Genomic DNA, 23,087 nt, shown 5'->3' on the forward strand with positions numbered 1-23,087 from the left:
CGCTGCACAATAATCGAATTTGATCGTTTTCGATTGACAACCTCCATTTTAATGCGCGATACCGTGAGCGAAAAGCGGCGCGAACTTTGCGTCTCGATGAAGATTTCATATGGGAGGATGACATGGCGGCGAACGTCCGGCTTCTGGAAAACCGGTGGGATGAGGCTTACGCGGCAGGCCTCGATGAGCCTGGCAAACTGCTCTATCGCTCCAACCTGCTCGGCGCCGACAAGCGCATCACCAATTATGGCGGCGGCAACACCTCGGCGAAGGTGATGGAAACCGATCCGCTGACCGGCGGCAAGGTCAAGGTGCTCTGGGTCAAGGGCTCGGGCGGCGACGTCGGCACGATCAAGCTCGACGGTTTCGCGACGCTCTACCAAGACAAGCTGGAATCGCTAAAGGGCATCTACAAGGGTGTCGAGGACGAGGACCGCATGGTCGGCTTCCTGCCGCACTGCACCTTCAACCTGAATGCCCGCGCTGCCTCAATCGACACGCCGCTGCACGGTTTCGTGCCTTTCACCCATGTCGACCACATGCATCCCGATGCGATCATCGCGATCGCTGCATCGAGGAATTCGAAGGAATTGACGCAGCAGATCTTCGGCGACGAGATCGGCTGGCTGCCCTGGCGCCGTCCGGGCTTCCAGCTCGGCCTCGATCTCGGCGCTTTCGTTGCCGCAAATCCGAATGCCAAGGGCGTGGTGCTCGAAAGCCATGGCCTCTTTACCTGGGCGAACGATGCGAAAGCCTGCTACGAGCTAACGCTCGATATCATCAACAAGGCGATCGTCTGGTTCGCTGAAAAGACCGAAGGCAAGACGATTTTCGGCGGCGCGGTCACGCAGAGCTTGGCTGTAGCCGAACGCCGCGCCATCGCCGCCCGGCTGATGCCGGAGATCCGCGGCCGCATCGGCAAGCAGGAGCGCAAGCTTGGTCATTTCGACGATCAGGACGCCGTGCTCGAATTCGTCAATTCCAGCGATCTGCGCCCGCTCGGCGCGCTCGGCACCAGCTGCCCTGACCATTTCCTGCGCACCAAGATCCGCCCGCTGATCGTCGATTTCGACCCGGCCAAGCCGGATGTCGACGCGATCGTCGCCGGTCTCGACAAGGCGCTGGAGGACTACCGCGCCGACTACGCCCGCTACTACAACGACTGCAAGCATGACAATTCGCCCGCCATGCGCGACGCCAATCCCGTCATCTTCCTGGTACCCGGCGTCGGTATGCTGTCTTTTGCCCGCGACAAGGCGACGGCCCGCATTGCCAGCGAATTCTACGTCAACGCCATCAACGTCATGCGTGGCGCCTCGACGGTCTCCGAATATCAGGGACTGCCCGAGCAGGAAGCTTTCGACATCGAATATTGGCTGCTCGAAGAAGCCAAGCTGCAGCGCATGCCGAAGCCGAAGGGCCTTGCCGGCCGCGTCGCCTTCGTCACCGGCGGCGCCGGTGGCATCGGCCGCGCGACGGCCGCGCGCCTCGTCGGCGAAGGCGCCTGCGTGGTGCTTGCCGATATCGACCAGGCAGCGCTCGAAGGCACCGAAGCCGATTTCGTCAAGAAGTTCGGCGCTGACGCCGTGCGTAGCGTCCGGCTCGACGTCACCAAGGAAGATGCGGTGATCGCCTCCTTCGCGGAAGCCTGCGTCGAATTCGGCGGCATCGATATCCTCGTCTCGAATGCCGGCATTGCCTCCTCCGCACCGATCGAAGCGACCGAACTGTCGACGTGGAACCGCAATATCGATATTCTCGCGACCGGCTATTTCCTCGTCTCGCGCGAAGCCTTCCGGCTCTTCCGCCGCCAGGCGCTCGGCGGCAACGTCGTCTTCGTCGCTTCGAAAAACGGTCTTGCCGCCTCGCCGAATGCATCTGCCTATTGCACGGCAAAGGCTGCCGAAATCCATCTTGCCCGCTGCCTGGCGCTGGAAGGTGCGGATGCCGGCATCCGTGTCAACACCGTCAACCCGGATGCCGTCCTGCGCGGTTCGAAGATCTGGAGCGGCGAATGGCGCGAGCAGCGCGCCGCCTCGTCCAAGATCGAGGTGGACGATCTCGAGGAGCATTACCGCAAGCGTTCGATGCTGAAACTCAACGTGTTTCCGGAAGATATCGCCGAGGCGATCTATTTCCTCGCATCGGACCTCTCGGCAAAATCGACCGGCAACATCATCAACGTCGATGCCGGCAACGTGCAGAGTTTTACGCGGTGATTTTTGATGGGGCGGGTGCGTCTGCCCCTCATCCTAACCCTCTCCCCGTCATGACGGGGAGAGGGGATTTGCCCAACGAAATGTTGGAGTGAGACGGAGACGGTGCGGCATATCCCCTTCTCCCCGTCTGAACGGAGAGAAGGTGCCGGCAGGCGGATGAGGGGCTGTCCCACGACAAAGTCCCAATGTTTAAATTGCATAATCGGGAGGAAGACATGGCCGAATTCAGGATCGCGCAGGATCTGGTTGCGACGGATAACGACAAGCGGGTAGCGGCGCTGAAAGCCGACTATGAAGCGCTGGGCGCGACGCTTGCCCGTCGCGGCGTCGATATCGAGGCGGTCACCCGCAAGGTTGCGGAATTCTTCGTTGCCGTTCCCTCCTGGGGTGTCGGCACCGGCGGCACGCGTTTTGCCCGTTTCCCCGGCACCGGCGAGCCGCGCGGCATCTTCGACAAGCTCGACGATTGCGCCGTCATCAACCAGCTGACGCAGGCGACGCCGAACGTCTCGCTGCATATCCCCTGGGACAAGGCGGATGCTAGCGAATTGAAGGCCAAGGGCGACGCGCTCGGCCTCGGCTTCGACGCGATAAATTCCAACACCTTTTCCGATGCGCCCGGCCAGGCCCATTCCTACAAATACGGCTCGCTGAGCCACACCGACGCGGCGACACGGGCGCAGGCGGTCGAGCACAATCTCGAATGTATCGAGATCGGCAAGGCGCTCGGCTCCAAGGCGCTGACGGTCTGGATCGGCGACGGCTCGAACTTCCCCGGCCAGAGCCATTTCACCAAGGCTTTCGAGCGTTACCTCGCCTCGATGGCTGACATTTACAAGGCGTTGCCCGATGATTGGAAGCTGTTCTCCGAGCACAAGATGTACGAGCCGGCCTTCTATTCCACCATCGTCCAGGATTGGGGCACCAACTACCTGATCGCCCAGACGCTCGGTCCCAAGGCCTATTGCCTCGTCGATCTCGGCCACCATGCGCCGAACACTAATATCGAGATGATAGTCGCCCGGCTGATCCAGTTCGGCAAGCTCGGCGGTTTCCACTTCAACGATTCGAAATATGGCGATGACGATCTCGACGCCGGCTCAATCGATCCCTACCGGCTGTTCCTCGTCTTCAACGAGCTGGTCGACGCCGAGCAGCGCGGCGTCAACGACTTCAACCCGGCCCATATGATCGACCAGTCGCACAATGTCACCGACCCGATCGAAAGCCTGATCAACAGCGCCAACGAAATCCGCCGCGCCTATGCGCAGGCGCTGCTCGTCGATCGCAAGGCGCTCTCCGGTTACCAGGACGACAACGACGCGCTGATGGCGTCGGAAACTCTGAAGCGCGCCTATCGCGCCGATGTCGAACCGATTCTGGCCGAAGCCCGCCGCAGGGCCGGCGGCGCGATCGACCCGATCGCCGTCTACCGCGCCAGCGGCTATCGCAGACAAGTGGCGGCCGAACGTCCGGCATCCGCTGCCGGCGGCGGCGGCATCATTTGAACGGCTGATTGTCTCGCATGGCCTGAAGCCATGCTGATTAGGGATGTGGGTTGCCGGCAGCGCAGGGGTGACGCGCTGCCGGCAACCTCGCCGTTTACGGCTTCCAGGCCCCGGCGATCTGGCGGGTGGCGATGTTCAGCCGGTTCCAGACATTGATGTTGGCGATGGCGATGACGAGTGCCGCAAGGCTCCTGCCGTTATAATGTCGGGTCGCCTCGTCCCAGATATCATCCGGCACCGGGTCGGCGCGGTCGCTGATGCGGGTCACCGCCTCGGTCAGCGCAAGGGCTGCCCGCTCGGCATCGCTGAAATAGGGCGAGTCGCGCCAGGCGCCGATGGCAAAGAGCCTTTCGTCGGTTTCGCCGAGCTTCTTTGCGATACGGGGATGACCGTCGACACAGACGCTGCAGCCGTTGATCTGGCTGGCGCGCAGGTTGACGAGTTCGAGCAGCTTCGGTGAAAGGCCGGTTTCGGCCGGCACCTTGCTGAGAGCATTGAGCGCCTGCATGGCTGCGGGAAGGACGAGGGCGGGATTTCCCATTCGCTCCTGCATGACCATTTTTTCCTGCATGGTATGTCTCCTTGATGCGTTTATGGTTCGACGATCCGGCGGCGTTGTCACATCGGCCGGGTTTCATTCGTCATGGCCTTGACGGAACGCAGCGGAGGAATGTGACAAATGGACGAGAAAAAATGGCTGGCCGATGAGTTCGAGGCGAACAGAGCGCATCTGAGGGCCGCAGCCTATCGCATGCTCGGCTCGCGCAGCGAGGCGGAGGACGCCGTTCAGGAGGCCTGGCTGCGGCTCAGCCGCACGGACACGACAGGGGTCGGCAATCTCGGCGGCTGGCTGACGACGGTGGTGGCGCGCATCTGTCTCGACATGCTGCGCACCCGCAAGACCCGGCGCGAGGAGCCGCTGGAGGCGCCTGTTCATGGCGGGATCGCCGATCCCGCGAACGATCCCGAGCGCGAAGCCGCCTTTGCCGATTCGGTCGGTCTGGCGCTGGTCGTCGTGCTGCAGACGCTGGCGCCCGCCGAACGTGTCGCCTTCGTGCTGCACGACATGTTCGATCTGCCCTTCGACGAGATCGCGCCGATCATCGGCCGCTCGTCCGGCGCCACCCGCCAGCTCGCAAGCCGCGCCCGTCGCCGGGTGCAGGGGGTGGACGAAACGCCTGATGTCGATTTCGGCCGCAAACGGACGATCGCCGAAGCCTTCCTCACGGCGTCGCGCAACGGCGATCTGGAGGGATTGATCGCAGTGCTTGCCCCTGACGTCGTCTTCCGGCCGGATGCGACGGCGGCCCGCTTCGGCACCATTGGCGAAACGCGCGGAGCGGCTCACGTGGCCGAAGCCTTCAAGGGGCGGGCGCAGGCGGCAGAAATCGCCATGGTCGACGGCGAGCTCGGATTCGTCGTGGAGATCAAGGGCCAGCTCCGCGTGGTGGTGGCGCTGACGATCGCCGAGGGCAGGATCGCCGCAATCGACGCCATCGCCGATCCGGATCACTTGGAACGGCTTGACTATTCGATTCTTCGGGATTGAAAATAAAGGCGAATTTACCGGATCTTCGAAAAAGGCGCGCTTCGCAAGGAGCGCACCGCTTACGTTTCGTCTATCGCGACGACCGCGTCATTTTCCTTGACAGCTTCCTCTTCGGCTTTATTCTATTATAAAGCCTTATGTATCATAGTTATGGAATTTCCGATACGGCGCCCTGAGAGGCCATCTCTAGCTTCCCCATTGCTCTTCCATAATGACCCGCACGGATGGCCGAGGCGTGATCCCGGTCCGAGACTTCGAAAGGAATGCATATCATGCCCGGCGACCAGGCGAAGAAGCCGCTTCTCCTCACCAATGTCAAACCGATGGCTTTTGGTGCGGGCACACAAGAGGGGGCAATCGACATTCTCGTCAATGCCGACGGCAGGATCGCCGAGACCGGTCCGTCGCTTTCTGTCTCGCAGGATGTTGTGCGCATCGACGGCAAGGGCGCCTTCATTTCGCCCGGCTGGGTCGACCTGCACGTGCATATCTGGCACGGCGGCACCGATATTTCTATACGTCCGTCCGAATGCGGCGTCGAGCGCGGCGTCACCACGCTGGTCGATGCCGGTTCGGCCGGTGAGGCGAATTTCCATGGCTTCCGCGAATATATCATCGAGCCCTCGCGCGAGCGCATCAAGGCCTTCCTCAATCTCGGCTCGATCGGCCTCGTCGCGTGCAACCGCGTCGCGGAATTGCGGGATATCCGTGATATCGATCTCGACCGCATTCTCGAAGTCTATGCGGCAAACAGCGAGCACATTGTCGGCATCAAGGTGCGCGCCAGCCATGTCATCACCGGGTCCTGGGGCGTCACCCCGGTCAAGCTCGGCAAGAAGATCGCCAAGATCTTGAAAGTGCCGATGATGGTGCATGTCGGCGAGCCGCCGGCGCTTTATGACGAGGTGCTTGAGATCCTCCGACCCGGCGACGTCGTCACCCATTGCTTCAACGGCAAGGCCGGGTCGAGCATCATGGAAGACGAGGACCTCTTCAACCTCGCCGAGCGCTGTGCCTCCGAGGGCATCCGTCTCGACATCGGCCATGGCGGCGCCTCCTTCTCCTTCAAGGTCGCCGAGGCGGCGATCGCACGCGGGCTTCTGCCGTTCTCGATTTCGACCGACCTGCACGGCCACTCGATGAATTTCCCGGTCTGGGACCTGGCGACCACGATGTCGAAGCTGCTCAGCGTCGGCATGCCTTTCGTCAAGGTGGTGGAAGCCGTCACCCATGCGCCGGCATCCGTCATCAAGCTGTCGATGGAGAACGGGCTTTCGGTCGGCTCGCAAGCGGAGTTCACCATTTTCGACCTGGTCGATTCCGATCTTGAGGCGACGGATTCCAACGGCGACGTGTCGGTCCTCAACAAGCTGTTCGAGCCGCGCTATGCGGTGATGGGCGCGGATGCCTTTACCGCCAGCCGCTATGTGCCGCGGGCGCGCAAGCTGGTGCGGCACAGCCACGGCTATTCCTATAGGTAGGATCCACCGAAGGGCGCAATGCTCAGCGGTTGCGCCAGCCCATCAGCTTTTCGATCCGTTCCGCTGAACTGCGGACATGGGCGGTATAGTGGTTTTCGTCGGAAAAGGCCTTCTGTTCCGGCAGCACGATGGAAATGGTGGCGACGCACTGGCCGTCGCGATCGCAGATCGGCGAGGCGATGCAGGCAACCGCATAATCGGATTCCCCGCCTGGATCGACAGGCGAGACTCGAAGGCCTTGCCGGCGGCTTCCGACAACGTGCCCGGATCGATCTCGGCGCGGCCGGTCGGTGAAGAGCGGGCGCAGCGCTTGAACAGTTCGATGCGCTCCTCCTCCGCCAGGTGGCCGACGAGCAGGCGGCCGGAGGCCGTCCAGTTCAGCGGCACCCTTGTGCCGACGCGGGACGCCACCTGAAAATGGCTCGGGCCGTCGGCCATGGCCAGCACCAGCATATAGTCGCCGTCGCGGCCGCAGACCTGCACGGTTTCGCCGGCCTGGCGGCAGAGATCGTGCATTTCGTGGGTGGCGATGCTCATGAAATCCAGCGACCTGGCATACGCAAGGCCGTAATGGTAGAGCCGCGCGCCGAGCCAGATCGAGCCGTCCGCCTGACGTGTCAGCATGTTCTTCTCGACGAGATCGTCAACGATGACGTAAACGGTCGATAGCGGCGCCTTCACCGCCTTGGCGATGGCATAGACGCCGGCAGGCGATCCGGTCTCGTAAAGATGGTCGATCACTTGAAGCGCCCGGTCGATACCGCTGACACGCGCGCGGCGCGCGCCCTTGCCAGCAGCCTCGTCGGCAACGCCCTCATCTTCGGAGTAAACCGGGGGGGATGTCTTTCCGTCCAATTCCACGCACCTCATGAAAAACGCCGTTATGTTACATTACTATGGCATAGAGGTGGCTATGGCAAATCGCAACATCTTGTAGGTTGATCGTGTGGGCAGATGCGACAGCTCGGCGTGGAACAACAAGCCGCAGTCCGAGTTTGACCCCCTCAACCCAGGAGGTCATGATGCCAAATTATCCCACACCACCTTTTCCCTCTCAGAAACAGCCGATGCCGGGTTTCACGGCACAGATGGACCCCGTTCCCGATCATGGCGAAAAAAGTTATCGCGGTTCCGAGCGGCTGAAGGGCAAGCGTGCGATTATCACCGGCGGCGATAGCGGCATCGGCCGGGCCGTGGCGATCGCTTATGCCCGTGAAGGGGCCGATCTGGTGATCTCCTACCTCGACGAGGACGAGGATGCCGACGAGACCAAGCGGCTCGTCGAGCAGGCTGGGCGCAAGGCCATTCTCGTCAGCGGCGACATCCAGGATCCCGCCCACTGCAGGCAGATCGTCGAGACGGCGGTCAAGGAGCTCGGCGGCATTGACATTCTCGTCAACAACGCCGCGCATCAGGCAAGCTTCAAGAGCATCGACGAAATCAGCGACGAGGAATGGGAATTGACTTTCAAGGTCAATATTCATTCGATGTTCTACCTGACCAAGGCAGCCGTCGCCCATATGAAGCCCGGCAGCGCCATCATCAATACGGCTTCGATCAATTCGGACAATCCGAACCCGACGCTGCTTGCCTATGCGACGACCAAGGGTGCGATCCAGAATTTCACCGCCGGCCTTGCTCAGCTTCTGGCCGAGAAAGGCATTCGCGCCAATGCGGTGGCGCCCGGGCCAATCTGGACGCCGCTCATCCCTTCGACACTGCCTGAAGAAAGCGTCAGCAATTTCGGCAAGCAAGTGCCGATGAAACGGCCGGGACAGCCGGCCGAGCTTGCGACAGCCTATGTGATGCTGGCCGATCCCTTGTCGAGCTATATCTCCGGCACGACGATCGCGGTCACCGGCGGCAAGCCGATCCTCTAAAGCGCGTCGCGATCCTTCTGCGCGACATGCTTTAAAGCGGCAAGGGCCGCCGTCTGGTTGTGACGGCAGCCCTTGACGGGGGCAGGGAGAGATCCCCAAGCTGTTCAGGCGGCTTCTTCAGCCGAAGCAGGGCATTGCCGGCAGATTGGCGCGGCTTGCAAGCGCTCCGATCATATTGCCCACCGAAGTCGAGCGCGGTTCGCGTTTGCGGGCGGCCGTCTCCAGGAGTTGCTTGAAGTCTTCAAGCTTTACGCCGTCGGCGCGCAACACCATGGCGATCAGGGGGTCGTGAAGGGCTTCGGATATCGTCAGGTCGTCTCTGGTCTTTCTCATGGTTGTCCTCCTTTCGTGGGCGGTCGCCCGTGTTCCACTTTCCGCTGCCATGCCCTCGGCATTGACTTTCGCGTTTTGTGGTGTTACCGGTAAGTAACAATGCATTTGTTACCGATCGGTCACATTGATGTCAAGGACTACGTCCGCAAAAAAATCAGAAACTTCGAATGAAATCTCCGCAGCCGTTCCAGAAGATCGCATCCCGCCGCGGGAGCGTATCGTCTCGACCGCCTCGGAGCTTTTCCGCGAGCGCGGCATCCGCGGTATCGGCGTCGATGCCATTGCCGACGCGGCTCTGACCAACAAGATGACGCTCTACCGGCATTTCGGCTCGAAGGACGAACTCGTCTGTGAGACGCTGCGCCGGGCCTCCGAAAAGGCGGGTACCATCTGGCGCGATCTGGAAGCGGCCTATCCCGGCAATCCGCGCGCCCAGCTGGACGCCTGGGTGGAGTTGCGGGCGCAATGTCTGAACGGCGAGCCCGCCGGTTGCGATCTTGCCAATGCTGCCATCGAGCTGAAGGGCGAGGGCCATCCCGCCCATGAAATGATCGAGCGGCACAAGGCCGAACAGCGTGATCGCCTGGCCGCGCTCTGTTCGGCGGCCGGCGCGCGCGAACCCCAGCTTCTTGCCGATACGTTGACGCTGCTGCTCGAAGGCGCGCGTGTCAGCCGCCAGGCTATGGGTGCTGCCGGCTGCTGCGGCCATTTCGCCAAGGCCTGCCATGCGGCAATCGCTTCTTTCGCCTGACCACCGCAAGTGTGTGGGAGGGGAACCTTACTGCTTCCATGCCGTTTTCACACTAACCCGAGAGCGATGTGGAGGCAGGGAGATGAACTACGTCTATCTCAAACGCCTGTATGCCAAACGCGCCGAGCTCGAAGCCAAGCTGGAGCTCCATGATGCGCGCTATTGTTTCGGCGAGGAAGAAGTCGATGATGGCACCGACAGCGATCTGCGTCAGCGGTTGAGCGAGATTTCCGAGGAAATCGCTACGCTGGAGAGCAGGCCGGGCCGCTAACTGTTTCATTTTGGAACGTGTTCAGATTCCAGGCCGGCCTGGCCTAAAATCATCCTGTGCTGGCGCTAAGGATTTCCATCGTCCGAGCGTCGAATTTTCCCTGATAGAAATGCTCGATCACCCGGTGGAAGGGCGAACCATGGTCGCTGATCGCGGCAAACAAGGTCATCGACGAGCGCAGCTTGAGGTCGTCGGGTGAGCCCAGGATTTCGTGCGCCGATCGGCCGTTCACGGACAGGATCGCCTCGACGCAGCGCAGCAGCCGGCTTGAGAGAATGGGATCGGCGAGATAGGCGGCGGCTTCCTCGGCCGAGCGGATCGCATATTTTTCGGCCATCGCCGACGTGCCGAGACCGGCGATCTGCGGGAAGATGAACCACATCCAGTGGGACGTCTTGCGTCCGGCTTTCAGCTCTAAAAGCGCCTGTTCGTAGACGCCGTTTTGGGCATCGATGAACCGATCGAGATTATAGTCAATTTCACCGGCCATGGTCCTTTTCCCTTTTCCTGCTGTCGATGCAGCCTGGGCCAAGGTCTCCATGCCCGGCGAGCTAGCTTTCCTGTTAGCAGACCCTCTCAGCGTAGGGGCTGCTGTCGCGGCAATGGCCGTAGGCCGGATGCGGCGGCATGTTATCGCCGCCCGTGACGGCAATGGCCGATGTCGTCATCGGGTCCGTATTGCCGGAAGAATAGGCGGCAAAACCCGCAAAGCTCAAGAGAACCAGCGCTCCGACCACGACAATGCGCTCGAAGGCCGAAAGTTTCTGGGCGCTGACATGGTCTACATAATCACGCTCGCCTAAACCGGCTGTTTCGTCTTCTTTTACATGAAGGGTCACCATATCCTGGCGACGGGTCAAAGTTTCACAATCTGTCATTTTAATTACTCCTGCAACACATGCGGAGCCGGTCTCTTAAGAGCAGACTCTTACCCTCGCGCCGAACCGCTTCCGCATGCGTGCAGCATGTGTGTCTTCGATCGTGGTAATTGAAGGGGCGATATTCAAACTCAGTGTTCAAAAAATCGTACCAATAAATGCAAAATATCGTGAACCTCTGGTTCACCGGAATGATCCGGGGTAGTCCAGAGAGGAACATCTTTTTTCTGGATAGTCCCATGAGCAAATCCTTCGGCGCGATGTCGGTCGCGCAGCTTTCCGTCCTCATTCAAGCTGGCGCGGCCGATCCGGTCGAGGTGGCGGAGGCGGTCTTCGATTCCATCGCGCATTATGCCGACAAGGCCGTCTTCACCACACTGCTCGAAAGCCGGGCGATGGCGGAGGCACGCGCTTCGTCGCGACGTCTGCGGGAGGGGCGCTCGCTTGGATTGCTGGACGGCATTCCGATCGCCTGGAAGGATCTTTTCGACATGGAAGGCTTGCCGACGACGGCCGGTTCCGTCGTACTGGCAAAGGATATGCCGGCCAAGCGCGATGCGGCTGTCGTCGCTTTGCTCAGGCAGGCGGGCATGGTCGCCGTCGGACGCACCAATATGAGCGAATTCGCCTTTTCCGGCCTCGGCATCAATCCGCATTACGGCACGCCGGTAAATCCGCGCGGCACTGATCTCCCGCGCATTCCGGGCGGCTCGTCCTCGGGCGCTGGTGTCGTCGTCGCTGCCGGATTGGTTCCGGTCGCCATTGGCACCGATACTGGCGGCTCGGTGCGTATTCCCGCCGCCTTGAACGGCATCGTCGGCTACAAGGCGACGCGTGGCCGCCACGCGATGGCAGGCGTCTATCCGTTGGCAAAGAGCCTGGATTCGCTAGGACCGCTCTGCCGCAACGTCACGGACGCGGTCTGGATCGATGCGGCGATGCGTGGCCTGACCGCGCCTGATGTCGTTGCGCATCCCCTGCAAGGGCTGGAACTCATCGTGCCTGAAAATGTCGTCTTCGACGGAGCGGAACCCGGCGTCGTCGCCGCGTTCGAGGCGGCTTTGGAACGTCTTCAAAAGGCCGGCGCCAAGGTTGCCCGCACCGTCATCCCCGCCTTCGACGAAATCTTCGAGCTGATGACGAGATATGGTCCGCTGGTCACGGCGGAGGCTTTCGCACTTCATCAGGAACGCTTGGCCGGACCGGACGCGGACAGGATGGATCACCGTGTCGTCTTGCGTACCCGTCTCGGAAGCAAGACGACGCTGCCCGATTACCTCAGAATCCTCGAGGCGCGCAGCCGCCTGATCGCCGATGTCGAGCTCCTGGTCGGCGACCGGCTGCTCGCCTTTCCCACTGTCGCCCATGTCGCGCCGCCGATCGGGCCGCTGGTGCAGGATGACGAGCTGTTCTTCGCGACGAACAACAAGATGTTGCGCAACACCGCGCTCGGCAATTTCCTCGACTGGTGCGGCGTTTCCATTCCGTGCGGCACCGGCGAGGCTGGCATGCCTGTTGGACTGCTGCTTTCCGCCACGGCCCATCGCGATGAGGCGCTCCTGGGGATCGCCCTTGCCGCCGAGCCGGTCATCCGCGACGACTTTGCCTGAATTGGCAATTGAACCGCCGGGAATTAGTTGCCATTGATGGCGTGAGGAGATCCCGGAGGAAAGCAAGTGCAGGTTTTGCAAAACGGACGTTTCGCGGTTTCGACATGGTCGCTGCATCGGCTGCTTGGCGCCGTTCACGCCTATAGTCCCGATCCCGACAAAAGCGCTGCGCCGAAAGAGCCCTATGGCCCAGGCGGCGCGGTGCTGATCGACGTGCCGGCGGCGCTTACGGCACGTGGCGTCAACCGGCTGGAGGTCTGTTCCTTCCATCTGCCGAGCCTCGACGCCGCCTATATAAGCGAATTGCGCGAGGCGATGGCGGCCTCGAACGTGTTGTTCCAGACGCTGCTGGTCGAGGACGGCGATCCGAGCCATCCCGAGACCGCCGAACGCGACGTCAGATGGATGGCGGAGTGGATCGACATCGCTGCAGCCCTCGGGGCGCAGAGGATGCGCGTCATAGCCGGCAAGCAGAAGCCGACGGAAGAAAACCTCGCCCGCGCCGCCCGCCATCTGAACTGGCTGGCCGAAAAGGCGGAAGGCAGCGGCGTGCGTGTCGTCGTCGAGAACTGGTTCGACCTGCTGCCGTCACCCGTCGAGATGAACTGGCTGCTGGACCGGCTGGATGGCAGGGTCGGCCTCAACGGTGACCTCGGCAACTGGGCGGCGCCGGCGAAATATCAGGGCCTTGCCGATATCATGGGCCGGGCGGAAATCTGCCATGCCAAGGCCGATTACGGCGTTAGCGGCCTCGACGCCGAGGACTACCGCACGTGCCTGGAGATGTGCGAGAGGGCCGGTTATGCCGGTCCCTTCACGCTGATCTACGACTCGTCCTTCTTCCCGGATGAATGGGACGGCATCCTGCTGCAAAAGACGTTCATCGAGGATTTCCTGCGCGAGTCGCCGGCGCGCAGGACGGCTTAAATCAGAAGCACTTCTCGCTCATCCCTAGAGCATGATGCCGAAAAGTATGAGCGGTTTTCGGACGACATCATGCTCTAACGACATAATGTAGAACAGGATTCAGATTTTAGGCCGACCCGGCCTAAAATCATCCTGTTCTAGCGCGGGAACCTTTGGTTTTCCTCCAGCACGTTCAGATCCATGTGATTGCGCATGTAGCGTTCCGAGGCTTTCTGCAACGGCTGATAGTCCCATGGATAATAGGCCCCATTGCGCAGCGCCGCGTAAACCACCCAGCGGCGCGCCTGGCTTTCGCGCACGGCTGCGTCGAAATCGGCAAGGTTCCAGCGCCGGCCGGCCTGTTCGACAAGCCTTGCCAAAATCTCGGCATGCGCCGGATCGGCCGCCAGATTGTCGAGCTCCTGCGGATCGGCCTCGAGATTAAACAGCATCGGCGGGTCCTTCTCGCAAAGCGAGAGTTTGTATCGTCCGTCCCGGATACAGACGAGCGGCGCCTCGGAACCCTCTGCGGCATATTCCATCGGGACCGGGCCGCGGCTGCCGGTGCCTTGGGCAAGCGCTGCGAGATTCTCGCCCTCGGTCCATGGCTTCAGCGAGGCGATATCGATCCCGGCAAGTCCTGCCAGCGTCGGCGTCACGTCGAGCGTGGAGACGGGCTGGTCGATCCGTCTGGCCTTCCAGCCGGGTGCTGCAATCATCAGCGGAACGCGGGCCGATCCTTCGAAGAAGTTCATCTTGAACCAGAGGCCGCGATCGCCGAGCATGTCGCCATGGTCGGAGGCGAAGAGGACGATGGTGTTTTCAGCCATGCGGCTCCGTTCCAGGACGCCAAGAATGTCGCCGATCTTCTCGTCGACATAGGAGATATTGGCGAAATAGCCGCGCCTTGCCCGCCTGATCTGCTCATCGCTGATGTCGAAAGCATCGTGATCGCAGGCTATCATCAGGCGCTGAGAGTGCGGGTCCTGGCGCTCGAAGGCAATCGGCGCTACCGCCGGGTCAAGTGCCGGGCAATCCTCATAGAGGTCCCAGAATTTGCGGCGCGCGACATAGGGGTCGTGCGGATGGGTGAAGCTGACGGTCAGGCACCAGGGGCGCTCGTCGTGTCCGCGCGAGAGATCGAACAGCTTGCGGGCGGCGTGGTAGGCGACCTCGTCGTCATACTCCATCTGGTTGGTGATCTCGGCAATGCCGGCGCCGGTGACCGAACCCAGATTGTGATACCACCAGTCTATGCGTTCGCCGGGCTTGCTATAATCCGGCGTCCAGCCGAAGTCGGCCGGGTAGATGTCCGTCGTCAGACGCTCCTCGAAACCATGCAACTGGTCGGGGCCGACGAAATGCATCTTGCCGGAAAGTGCGGTCTGGTACCCGGCCGCGCGCAGGTGATGCGCATAGGTCGGCATGTCAGAGGCAAATTCCGCCGCATTGTCATAGACGCGGGTTCGGCTTGGCAATTGTCCGGACATGAAGGAGGCCCGCGCCGGTGCGCAGAGCGGGCTTGCGGTATAGGCGTTGGTGAAACGCACGGAACGCTCCGCCAATGATTTCAGATGCGGCGCATGCAGAAAATCGGCCGGGCCATCGGGAAAGAAAGTGCCATTCAACTGATCGACCATCAGGATGAGAATATTCGGACGCGCCATGTGAAATTGTCTCCTGTGGTCTCAAAGGCCGGGAAGGTCCCGCTGAGGCGCACGTCGCCCCTTGCTATTTGCAGATCTTATCAAAGCCAGTATTGTCATGCCTGTAAAGCTGGCTTTTTTCGATAGTTGCCAAAAGGAATTTTTATGCGAGATCGCCCGCCTGAGCTGGGATCGATGCGCATCTTTACGGAGGTCGCAAGGCTCGGCAGCTTTTCGGCCGCAGCGGCAGGTCTCGGCCTTACGCAGCCGGCCGTCAGCTATCAGATTCGGCGGCTGGAAGAGCAGTTCGGCGTTGCCCTGCTGCGCCGCCAACACCGCGGCGTCGAGTTGACCGCGGAGGGGGAGCGGCTTTTCCAGGTCGCGGCCAAGGCGGTCGGTGACATCGATGCCCTGGCGCGCAGTTTCCGCACTGAGGCTCAAAGGCCGGTCGTCAGACTGAGAACCGACTATGCTTTTTCAGCGCTTTGGCTGATCCCGCGCATGCACGGCTTTCGCCTGCTTCACCCCGAAACGGATATACAGATCGTCGCCACCCAGAGGCTTGAGCCCGGCCTTCGTGACGACGCCGATGTGGTTGTGGTTTTCGGGACGCGGGCGGAATTCGGCGCCATCGGATCGCTTCTGCTGCAGGAAAAGGTCGTGCCCGTCTGCACGCGAGGCTTTCTCGATCGCAACGGCCCGTTCGACGATCCGCAGCAGCTTGCCAAAGCGATCCTGATCCATCTCGACTCGCCAATGCCATCGCCCTGGTTCGACTGGCGAAGCTATTTTGCCGAATTCTCCGTCATTCGCGATCTCCATGCCGGCCGCGGCGATGTCAGTTTCAACACCTATTCGCTGGTCGTCCAGGCCGCTCTCAGCGAGCAGGGCGTGGCGATCGGCTGGATGGGCCTGGTCGATACGCTTCTCTCCACACATATGCTGGTGGAAGCCGGGCGGCCGCTCGAGGCACCCGACCGCGGATACTGGCTGATACCGCCGCGATCGGCAAATATTCACAGCGAGAGGCTCAGCACCTGGCTGGTGGATGAAGTCGGCAGGACATGACATTCGGACCGAGGCCGGCGCGTCATTGCATCGCGAATATGCTAGCGCTCAGGAGAGAAGCCTTGTCATGACTGGCGTCGATCGACATTGTGGCATCGATTCATAAGGAAGGGCCGAAACATGTCGCGAACCGTCGGATACATCGTTGGACTGCTCATGATCCTCCTGGGACTGATCTGGATCGCCCAGGGAAGCGGCTATTTTCCCTATCCCGCGTCCAGTTTCATGATCAACCAAAGCATCTGGGTTCTCTGGGGAAGCATCATGGTCGTCGCCGGGCTCGCTGTGACAATTATTATTTCACGGCTGCGCCGGAGAGGATGAGCCGGCAACCCGTGCACGGCTTTGAGGGAATTCGGCATCGACGAGTTCCTCGAGGTGAAATATCTGGCCGCTGGCGGCCTGTCGAATTGAGGAGAATGGCATGAGCGCAGCTGATATCGACGGATTTGCGGACAGGATCAGGCAGCACCGGGGCGGCATGATCTCCGCCTGGATCGGTATTCCCGACGCTACGCTCGCCAATCACCTGGCGCAGGAGGCCTTCGACACCATCGTGCTGGATATGCAGCACGGCATGTGGGACATGCCCTCGGCAGCGAACGCCGTTGCCCAGGTGCGCCTTGCCGGCAAGCCGGCGCTGGCGCGCATTCCGGTCGGTGATTTCGCGTCCGCCTCGCGCCTGCTCGATGCCGGCGCCTCTGGCATCATCGCGCCAATGATCAATTCGGCCGAAGACGCGCAAGCCTTCGTCAAGACCACCAAATACCCGCCTCTCGGCGAACGCAGCTGGGGACCGTCGCTGGCGCTCAACCATACAGGCCTGTCGGCCGATGATTATCTGAAGAACGCCAATGCGCTCACCGTCGCCGTCGCCATGATCGAGACCCGGGCAGCCCTCGAGGCGATTGACGGCATCCTCGGCGTTGCCGGCATCGATGGCATTTTCATCGGCCCTTCCGACCTTTCGATCGCGCTGTCGAACGGCGATCAGGTGGCGCCGAACGCCGCCGAGATCGACAGCGCCATGCAGCATGCGGTTTCGCGCTGCCGTGCCCATGGCAAATTCGCCTGCGCCTTCGCCGGTGACGGCGAGCGGGCTGGCGAACTGCTGAAGTTCGGCTTCGATCTGGTCATTGCCGGCGCCGAGACCGCGCAGTTGCGCTCCGGCGCCCGCCGCGCCATCAATGCCGCCCGCAGGATCGCTTCTGCTTGAGCGTCATTTCACCGATTTGACGGCCAGCCAGATGACGTGGCGGGCGCCGCCGCGTTTGCCGTTGGCGCGCGTGTTGACCGCATCGACGGAAAAACCGCTATCCTTGAGACGCCGCGTGAAATCCGGGTCCGGACCGGACGACCAAACGGCGAGCACGCCGCCTGGGCGCAACGCGTCGCCGGCGGCGCGAAGGCCGGCAAAATCGTAGAGCCGGTCGTTGGATTTGCGGGTCAGGCCATCAGGACCGTTATCGACATCGAGCAGAATGGCGTCATAGGCGGCCTTGCCGGTGCGGATCGCGTCGCCGACATCGCCCTGATGGATGCCGACCCGCGGATCGTCGAGACAGCCCTTGAAGACCTCGGTCATCGGCCCGCGTGCCCAGGCGACGACGGCCGGCACCAGTTCGGCGACGGTGACGCCGGCATCTTCGGGAAGGACGGCGAGGGCGGCGCGCAGGGTGAAGCCCATGCCGAGGCCGCCGATCAGGATCCGCGGCTTCGGGTGCGCCTTGATCCGATCCCAGGAAAGGGTCGCCAGTGCCTCCTCCGAGCCGCTGAGACGGCTGTTCATCAGCTCGTTGGCGCCGAGCATGATCGAGAACTCGCTGCCGCGCCGCTTCAGCCGCAATTCGCCGTATTCACCGGGAATGGTCGCGGAATCGAGCTGGATCCATGGCAGCATGACGGCTTCGCCTCTTATGAAAGGGACTGTCCCCTAGCATAGGGCAGGCGACGAGGCCAGCAAGCCGGCTTCAGATCATCCGCACCGACGGGTCCGCCCAGCTCTTGTAAAGCTCGCCCAATGGCCGGCCGTTTCGGTCGGCATGTTTGGTTGAGCGAGTGCCTATTCGCCGCCTTTCCAGAGTGCATGAAAATGCTGGACAGGTCCATGGCCGGAGCCGACGGTGAGGTAGCCGGCAGCCGCGACCGCGCCGGCGAGGTAATCCTTGGCGATGGCGACGGCCTCCCGCGCCGAAGCGCCCTTGGCAAGCTCGGCCGCCAGCGCGCTGGACAGCGTGCAGCCGGTGCCGTGGGTGTTCTTGGTCGGCACGCGCCTGGCTTCGAACCAGTGCAGACCGGCGGCGGTAGCAAGCACGTCAGGGCTCTCGTCGCTGTCGAGATGGCCGCCCTTGACCAGCACCGCGACCGGGCCAAGCGCCAGCAGGCGCTCGGCCTGCGCCGCCATGTCAGCGCGGTTTGTCGCGACCGGCTGGTGCAGCAGGGCGGCGGCTTCCGGCAGGTTCGGGGTCAGAAGCGTGGCAAGCGGCAGCAGCCGGCGGGTCAGGACGTCGACCGCTTCGGGCGCCAGTAGGGCGGCTCCACCCTTGGCGATCATGACAGGGTCGATGACGATCGGAATGTCGCGGTGGTCGGTCAGCGCACCGGCAACGGCGTCGGCGATGCCGGCATTGGCGATCATGCCGATCTTGACGGCATCGACGCGCACATCGGCAAAGACGGCATTGATCTGATCGGCGACGAATTGCGGCGGCACCAGATGCACGCCGCTCACCCCTTGCGTGTTCTGCGCCGTCAGCGCGGTCAGCACCGCCATGCCGTAGACGCCGCGGGCGGAAAAGGCCTTGAGGTCGGCCTGGATGCCGGCGCCGCCGGAGGGATCGGAGCCGGCGATCGAGAGAACGTTGCGGATCATGCGCGGGCCTTTCGAATTTCTGCGGCGATGCGGCGGGTGGCCGCTTCGGGGTCGGGCGAACCGCAGATGGCGGAGACGACGGCAAGCCCCCGGGCGCCGGCGGCGAACACCTGGCCGACATGATCTACCTTGAGCCCGCCGATCGCGACGGATGGCACCGGCGAGGCCTTGACCAGCCTTGCAAGGCCGTCAAAGCCGATCGGCTGCTTGTGATCGGCCTTGGTCGGTGTCGCAAACACCGGCCCGACGCCGGTATAGTCGACCAAGCCAGGATCGACGGCGTTCGCAAGCGCCTCGCTCTCGACCGACAGGCCAAGGATCATCTCGGCACCGACCATGGCCCGCGCTCTGCGCGCATCCATATCCTCCTGGCCGATGTGCAGGCCATCGGCGCCGATGGCGATGGCCGCCTCGACGTCATCGTTGACGATGAGAAGCGCGCCCGTCCCATCCAGCGCCTGTTTCAAGGCGCGGCCGGTCTCGATCATCCTGATGGTGCCGGCATTTTTGTCACGCAACTGCACCATGGTGGCGCCGCCGGCAACGGCAAGGCGCGCTGTTTCGACCATGCCGATCCCGGCGCAGAGATCGGGGTCGAGGACGAGATAGAGCGAAAGGTCGAAAGCCTTCATGCGGCTGATATCCTTGCCCGGGCATCCAGCGTTTCGGCGTCGAGCGCGGCCAGCGCATCGAGGAAGCGCCAGGAGAAGGAGCCGGGGCCGGCCGCCCCAAGGGCGGCCTCCTCGCCGGCGATGGCGAAGGTTGCAAGGGCTGCGACCGTCGCGCCGAAGATATCCTGAGGTGCCGTCGCGGCAAAGGCGCCGACGAGGCAGGTGAGCGAGCAGCCGAGTGCCGTGACCTGCGGCATCAGGACCGATCCGCCTTCGATGCGCACGGCCCGCTCGCCGTCGGTGACGAAATCCACGGCGCCGGTTACGGCGATGACCGCCCGCTGCCGCTCGGCAAGCCATCGCGCCGAACCTTCCGCTTGCTCGACCGGGTCGCGGCTGTCGACCCCCTGGCCGCGGCTTTCTCCGCCGGCAAGCGCGATGATCTCGGACGCGTTGCCGCGGATGATGGTTGGGCGCAGCGCCAGCAGTTCGGCGACCGCATTGCGGCGGAAGGCGGTGGCATAATGGGCGACCGGATCGAGCACCCAGGGTTTGCCGGCTGATGTCGCCGCCTTCGCAGCCGCCTGCATGCCGTCGATCCATTGCGTCGACAGCGTGCCGATATTGATTGTCACAGCGCTGGCGATCGCGGCGAATTCGCCGGCTTCTTCCGCGGCATGCACCATGGCGGGCGAGGCGCCTGATGCAAGCAGGACATTCGCGGCGATGTTCATGGCGACGTAATTGGTGATGCACTGAACGAGCGGCGGCTTCTCGCGCATCGCCTTCAGCATCGCTCCTGGTGTGGTCCTGGTCTGCATATGGCCCCTTTCAGGCGGGGGCGGGCACGGGGCGGTTCATGCGGACGGTGCCGCGGCCCCGAGCGACTCCCTCCGCCGGCATTATCCGGTTCAGGTTCGAAGGGTGCTTCTCAGCCCGTCTGTCGACGAACGCCCCTGTCTCTCATCACGCCCTTTTTCGCAGAGAACGGGGCGGATGTCATCTCGAAAATGACAGTCCTGCGGCTGCGCCGCGCGATGACGATGAACGATTTTAAGAGATGCGCACCCCGCGGATAATCTCTGCCGGGGTGCCTCTTGGACTCCACTATCTGGATTCGTATATTGCCGTCGAGAATACGACATCGAAATCCGCTAGCTCAAGTCATGAAGATCGGTGGTAATCGCCGGCCCAATCGAAAACTCCGAAAACCGCACCCTCAGCCCGCTGCGCTCCGGCGTGCAGGCGGTCGGGCCGACTTCGTAGCGCTCGGCAGCCGGGAGGGGCGCTAACCGCAGTAGCGGCCAGCGGCGTCCGTCGCGTGAAGCCTGGATGCGCATCGCGCCGTTGGCGACCGTCACGCGGATGCGGAAATCTTCCAATTCGCGGAAGGGCTGAGCGACGGACCAGTCGGATTTGCCGTCGGTGACGACGGTGCTGAGGAAGGCTTCGCCGTCGGTGAACTCGACGCCTGTTTTCATCCAGCGTTTCTCGTCGATGCGCACCATCAGGCCGGCCTGGTCGTAGAGGGTGCGGAATTCGCCCTGGACGCGGATCTGCGCGGTGAAGCCGTCGGTGGTGGGAAAGGCGAGGAAATGGCCGCTGTCGCGGGTGAAGCCGTAATGGGTTTCTCGCCAGAAATCGGTTTTCTCATCGGTGGTCAAGGTAAGGCCGGCTTCGTTCGCCTGCCAGTGTGCGGGCTCGTTCAGCCATTTGCCGTCATTGAAGTCGATGCTCATCCTGTTCTCCCGTTCCGTTGAAGCCTCACCGCAGGGCGATCGCCTCACCTTGGCATAATGCGCGGCCGTGGTGCAGGCCGGCGCAGCCGAAGATTGTGTGTTTTTCCGGCGTCCGGCTATCCGCCCTAGCATAATCCGTCGCTCGTGCTTGACAGGATCGATCCATCTCCTATTCTGTTACAAAAAGATGAATTACATAATTGTGGAACTAAACGGGAGCTCTCACATGAAAAGACTGGTCGCATTCCTTCTCGGCACTGCACTCGTCGCCCTGCCTTCGACACTCCTTGCCCAGGAAAAGGGTGGCGTCATCAACGTCGCGACGATTGGCGAACCGCCGACGCTCGATCCGATGTCGTCGACGGCCGATCTGGTCGGCATCGTCACGCAGCACATTTTCGAAACGCTCTACACCTTCGACAAGAGCTGGAACGTCACGCCGCTTCTGGCCGAAAGCCTGCCTGAGATCAGCGCCGACGGCAAAACCTATACGATCAAGCTCAGAACCGGCATCAAGTTCCACGACAATACCGATATGACCTCGGAAGATGTCGTCGCCTCGCTTGGCCGCTGGATGAAGATCGCTTCGCGCGGCAAGCAGGTGGCTGGCTTCATCGAATCCGTCACCGCCGTCGATCCGGCGACCGTCAAGATTGCGCTGAAGCAGCCCTATGCGCCGCTGACCTCGCTGCTTGCCTTCAACAATTCGGCCGCGATCATCATCCCGTCGGAAAAGCAGGACGAGCCGATGAAGGACTTCATCGGCACCGGTCCCTACATGCTGAAGGAGCGCAAGGCCGACCAGTATATCCAGCTCGTCCGTTTCGATGCCTATAAGTCACGCGAAGGCGACAGCAATGGTTATGGCGGCGCCCGTCATCAATATCTCGATGAGATCCGCTTCGTGCCGGTGCCGGATCCGAACACCCGCGTCGAAGCCGCTGTTTCCGGCCAGTATGATTATGTCGACTCGATCCCCGTCGAATCCTACGACAAGCTGAAGGCTTCGACCGCCTCGCAGCCGATCATCCTCAAGCCCTTCGGTTATCCGGTCTTCGTCTTCAACACGAAGGAAGGTATTGCCGGGAATGTCGAGGTCCGCAAGGCGATCCGCCAGGCGCTCAGCATGGAAGACATGCTGGCCGCCGCCTTCGGCAGCAAGGATTTCTATGCGCTCGACGGCGCGATCTATCCGAAGACCTTTGCCTGGTCGACCGATGCCGGCGTCGAAGGCGCTTATAATGTCGCCGATCCGGAAGGGGCGGCGGCCGCCGCCAAGAAGGCCGGCTATAATGGCGAGCCGATCCGCATCCTGACCAGCCGCCAGTACGAATTCCATTACAAGATGGCGCAGGTCGCCGCCGAATATCTGAAGCTTGCCGGCTTCACCGTCGATATGCAGGTTGTGGATTGGGCGACGCTGACGCAGCGGCGCACCGATCCGAAGCTCTGGGATATCTACATCACCCATAGCCCCTTCCTGCCGGAGCCGGCGCTGATCGGCTCGCTCTCGACCAGTTCGCCGGGCTGGTGGGATACGCCGGCCCGCAAGGCCGCCGTCGATGCCTTTACATCGGAAGTCGATCCGAAGAAGCGCGTGGCGCTCTGGGCCGATGTCCAGAAGGTGATCTATGCCGATGCACCCTTCATGAAGATCGGCGACTTCAACGCGGTTTCGGCGGAATCGACCAAGCTCGAAGGCGTCGATCCGGCTCCGTGGCCGTATTTCTGGAATGCTTCGATCAAGAAGTAAACATCGCCAGCG

General features: G+C 62.2%; 23 protein-coding genes, 1 pseudogene and 1 riboswitch. Of the genes and pseudogenes, 13 read left to right on the forward strand and 11 right to left on the reverse strand.

Translation table 11 applies throughout. The annotated features are described in order from the left end of the window. Positions 1-122: 122 nt before the first annotated feature. Together ACS4RR_RS32070 and rhaI are read left to right on the forward strand one after the other, a co-directional pair. Complete coding sequence (locus ACS4RR_RS32070; protein ID WP_170258345.1) at positions 123-2,219, forward strand: bifunctional rhamnulose-1-phosphate aldolase/short-chain dehydrogenase; 2,097 nt, start codon at positions 123-125, stop codon at positions 2,217-2,219. Positions 2,220-2,434: 215 nt separating this feature from the next. After that, a complete protein-coding gene (rhaI, locus tag ACS4RR_RS32075; RefSeq protein WP_260111838.1) occupies positions 2,435-3,727 on the forward strand; it encodes an L-rhamnose catabolism isomerase in 1,293 nt (430 codons plus the stop codon). A gap of 94 nt (positions 3,728-3,821) precedes the next feature. Here the strand turns inward: rhaI and ACS4RR_RS32080 are convergent, their stop codons facing one another. Next, positions 3,822-4,280, reverse strand: coding sequence for a carboxymuconolactone decarboxylase family protein (locus ACS4RR_RS32080; protein WP_260112011.1), 459 nt, complete (start codon positions 4,278-4,280; stop codon positions 3,822-3,824). 126 nt (positions 4,281-4,406) lie between these two features. Here ACS4RR_RS32080 and ACS4RR_RS32085 point away from each other — a divergent pair, with 126 nt between their 5' ends. Then, on the forward strand, positions 4,407-5,276 hold the full coding sequence (locus tag ACS4RR_RS32085) for a sigma-70 family RNA polymerase sigma factor (protein ID WP_260111839.1): 870 nt from the start codon (positions 4,407-4,409) through the stop codon (positions 5,274-5,276). Positions 5,277-5,548: 272 nt separating this feature from the next. Further along, entirely contained in the window at positions 5,549-6,757 is a 1,209-nt protein-coding gene (locus ACS4RR_RS32090) for an amidohydrolase/deacetylase family metallohydrolase (protein WP_260111840.1), read from the forward strand. 22 nt (positions 6,758-6,779) lie between these two features. On the opposite strand, the pseudogene ACS4RR_RS32095 reads toward ACS4RR_RS32090, so the two are convergent. Beyond that, positions 6,780-7,627 (reverse strand): annotated as a pseudogene (locus ACS4RR_RS32095) (IclR family transcriptional regulator). Positions 7,628-7,779: 152 nt separating this feature from the next. Between ACS4RR_RS32095 and ACS4RR_RS32100 the strand changes: the two are divergent. Next, the gene (locus tag ACS4RR_RS32100) at positions 7,780-8,637 is read left to right on the forward strand and encodes an SDR family oxidoreductase (RefSeq protein ID WP_170260465.1); all 858 of its coding nucleotides are present in this window, start codon (positions 7,780-7,782) and stop codon (positions 8,635-8,637) included. A gap of 117 nt (positions 8,638-8,754) precedes the next feature. Here ACS4RR_RS32100 and ACS4RR_RS32105 read toward each other — a convergent pair whose 3' ends face one another. Continuing rightward, the gene (locus ACS4RR_RS32105; protein WP_222360358.1) at positions 8,755-8,970 is read right to left on the reverse strand and encodes a hypothetical protein; all 216 of its coding nucleotides are present in this window, start codon (positions 8,968-8,970) and stop codon (positions 8,755-8,757) included. A 127-nt stretch (positions 8,971-9,097) separates the two neighbouring features. Here ACS4RR_RS32105 and ACS4RR_RS32110 point away from each other — a divergent pair, with 127 nt between their 5' ends. Beyond that, the gene (locus tag ACS4RR_RS32110) at positions 9,098-9,721 is read left to right on the forward strand and encodes a TetR/AcrR family transcriptional regulator (protein ID WP_017968388.1); all 624 of its coding nucleotides are present in this window, start codon (positions 9,098-9,100) and stop codon (positions 9,719-9,721) included. Positions 9,722-9,803: 82 nt separating this feature from the next. Then, on the forward strand, positions 9,804-9,992 hold the full coding sequence (locus tag ACS4RR_RS32115; protein ID WP_003547852.1) for a hypothetical protein: 189 nt from the start codon (positions 9,804-9,806) through the stop codon (positions 9,990-9,992). 49 nt (positions 9,993-10,041) lie between these two features. Here the strand turns inward: ACS4RR_RS32115 and ACS4RR_RS32120 are convergent, their stop codons facing one another. Both ACS4RR_RS32120 and ACS4RR_RS32125 read right to left on the reverse strand, forming a co-directional pair. Next, positions 10,042-10,482 carry a DUF1810 domain-containing protein gene (locus tag ACS4RR_RS32120; protein ID WP_162115321.1) on the reverse strand — a complete coding sequence of 147 codons (441 nt, stop codon included), beginning with the start codon at positions 10,480-10,482 and terminating at the stop codon, positions 10,042-10,044. A gap of 73 nt (positions 10,483-10,555) precedes the next feature. Further along, positions 10,556-10,834, reverse strand: coding sequence for a hypothetical protein (locus tag ACS4RR_RS32125; RefSeq protein ID WP_017968391.1), 279 nt, complete (start codon positions 10,832-10,834; stop codon positions 10,556-10,558). A 275-nt stretch (positions 10,835-11,109) separates the two neighbouring features. Between ACS4RR_RS32125 and ACS4RR_RS32130 the strand changes: the two genes are divergently transcribed. Both ACS4RR_RS32130 and ACS4RR_RS32135 read left to right on the forward strand, forming a co-directional pair. Continuing rightward, complete coding sequence (locus ACS4RR_RS32130) at positions 11,110-12,480, forward strand: amidase (protein ID WP_260111841.1); 1,371 nt, start codon at positions 11,110-11,112, stop codon at positions 12,478-12,480. Between the two features lie 66 nt (positions 12,481-12,546). Next, on the forward strand, positions 12,547-13,407 hold the full coding sequence (locus ACS4RR_RS32135; protein ID WP_456190605.1) for a sugar phosphate isomerase/epimerase family protein: 861 nt from the start codon (positions 12,547-12,549) through the stop codon (positions 13,405-13,407). Positions 13,408-13,544: 137 nt separating this feature from the next. On the opposite strand, the gene betC is transcribed toward ACS4RR_RS32135, so the two are convergent. Then, positions 13,545-15,053, reverse strand: a complete 1,509-nt coding sequence (gene betC / locus ACS4RR_RS32140; RefSeq protein WP_260111843.1) for a choline-sulfatase — start codon at positions 15,051-15,053, stop codon at positions 13,545-13,547. Positions 15,054-15,197: 144 nt separating this feature from the next. Between betC and ACS4RR_RS32145 the strand changes: the two genes are divergently transcribed. The 3 genes from ACS4RR_RS32145 (at position 15,198) to ACS4RR_RS32155 (ending at position 17,316) form a co-directional block, all read left to right on the forward strand. After that, entirely contained in the window at positions 15,198-16,100 is a 903-nt protein-coding gene (locus ACS4RR_RS32145; protein ID WP_170260461.1) for a choline sulfate utilization transcriptional regulator, read from the forward strand. A 120-nt stretch (positions 16,101-16,220) separates the two neighbouring features. Next, a complete protein-coding gene (locus ACS4RR_RS32150) occupies positions 16,221-16,424 on the forward strand; it encodes a hypothetical protein (RefSeq protein ID WP_026154593.1) in 204 nt (67 codons plus the stop codon). Positions 16,425-16,524: 100 nt separating this feature from the next. Then, on the forward strand, positions 16,525-17,316 hold the full coding sequence (locus ACS4RR_RS32155; protein WP_162115326.1) for an HpcH/HpaI aldolase family protein: 792 nt from the start codon (positions 16,525-16,527) through the stop codon (positions 17,314-17,316). A gap of 3 nt (positions 17,317-17,319) precedes the next feature. On the opposite strand, the gene ACS4RR_RS32160 is transcribed toward ACS4RR_RS32155, so the two are convergent. The 5 genes from ACS4RR_RS32160 to ACS4RR_RS32180 form a co-directional block, all read right to left on the reverse strand. Next, complete coding sequence (locus ACS4RR_RS32160) at positions 17,320-18,000, reverse strand: spermidine synthase (protein ID WP_456190606.1); 681 nt, start codon at positions 17,998-18,000, stop codon at positions 17,320-17,322. A 162-nt stretch (positions 18,001-18,162) separates the two neighbouring features. After that, positions 18,163-18,972: a bifunctional hydroxymethylpyrimidine kinase/phosphomethylpyrimidine kinase gene (gene thiD / locus ACS4RR_RS32165; RefSeq protein ID WP_260111844.1), complete on the reverse strand. Its 810-nt coding sequence runs from the start codon at positions 18,970-18,972 to the stop codon at positions 18,163-18,165. Continuing rightward, on the reverse strand, positions 18,969-19,604 hold the full coding sequence (gene thiE / locus ACS4RR_RS32170) for a thiamine phosphate synthase (RefSeq protein ID WP_260111845.1): 636 nt from the start codon (positions 19,602-19,604) through the stop codon (positions 18,969-18,971). Before thiE ends, thiD begins: the two co-directional genes overlap by 4 nt. Continuing rightward, positions 19,601-20,404, reverse strand: a complete 804-nt coding sequence (gene thiM, locus ACS4RR_RS32175) for a hydroxyethylthiazole kinase (RefSeq protein ID WP_260111846.1) — start codon at positions 20,402-20,404, stop codon at positions 19,601-19,603. The genes thiE and thiM overlap by 4 nt, the downstream gene beginning before the upstream one ends. A 50-nt stretch (positions 20,405-20,454) precedes the next feature. Continuing rightward, a riboswitch (TPP riboswitch) is annotated at positions 20,455-20,551 on the reverse strand. A 186-nt stretch (positions 20,552-20,737) separates the two neighbouring features. Next, positions 20,738-21,322 carry a DUF1349 domain-containing protein gene (locus ACS4RR_RS32180; RefSeq protein ID WP_260111847.1) on the reverse strand — a complete coding sequence of 195 codons (585 nt, stop codon included), beginning with the start codon at positions 21,320-21,322 and terminating at the stop codon, positions 20,738-20,740. A gap of 226 nt (positions 21,323-21,548) precedes the next feature. Here ACS4RR_RS32180 and ACS4RR_RS32185 point away from each other — a divergent pair, with 226 nt between their 5' ends. Then, positions 21,549-23,075: an ABC transporter substrate-binding protein gene (locus ACS4RR_RS32185; protein ID WP_170279495.1), complete on the forward strand. Its 1,527-nt coding sequence runs from the start codon at positions 21,549-21,551 to the stop codon at positions 23,073-23,075. Positions 23,076-23,087 lie beyond the last annotated feature (12 nt).

Source organism: Rhizobium zaerense (assembly GCF_051810725.1).
Classification (GTDB): domain Bacteria; phylum Pseudomonadota; class Alphaproteobacteria; order Rhizobiales; family Rhizobiaceae; genus Rhizobium; species Rhizobium leguminosarum_I.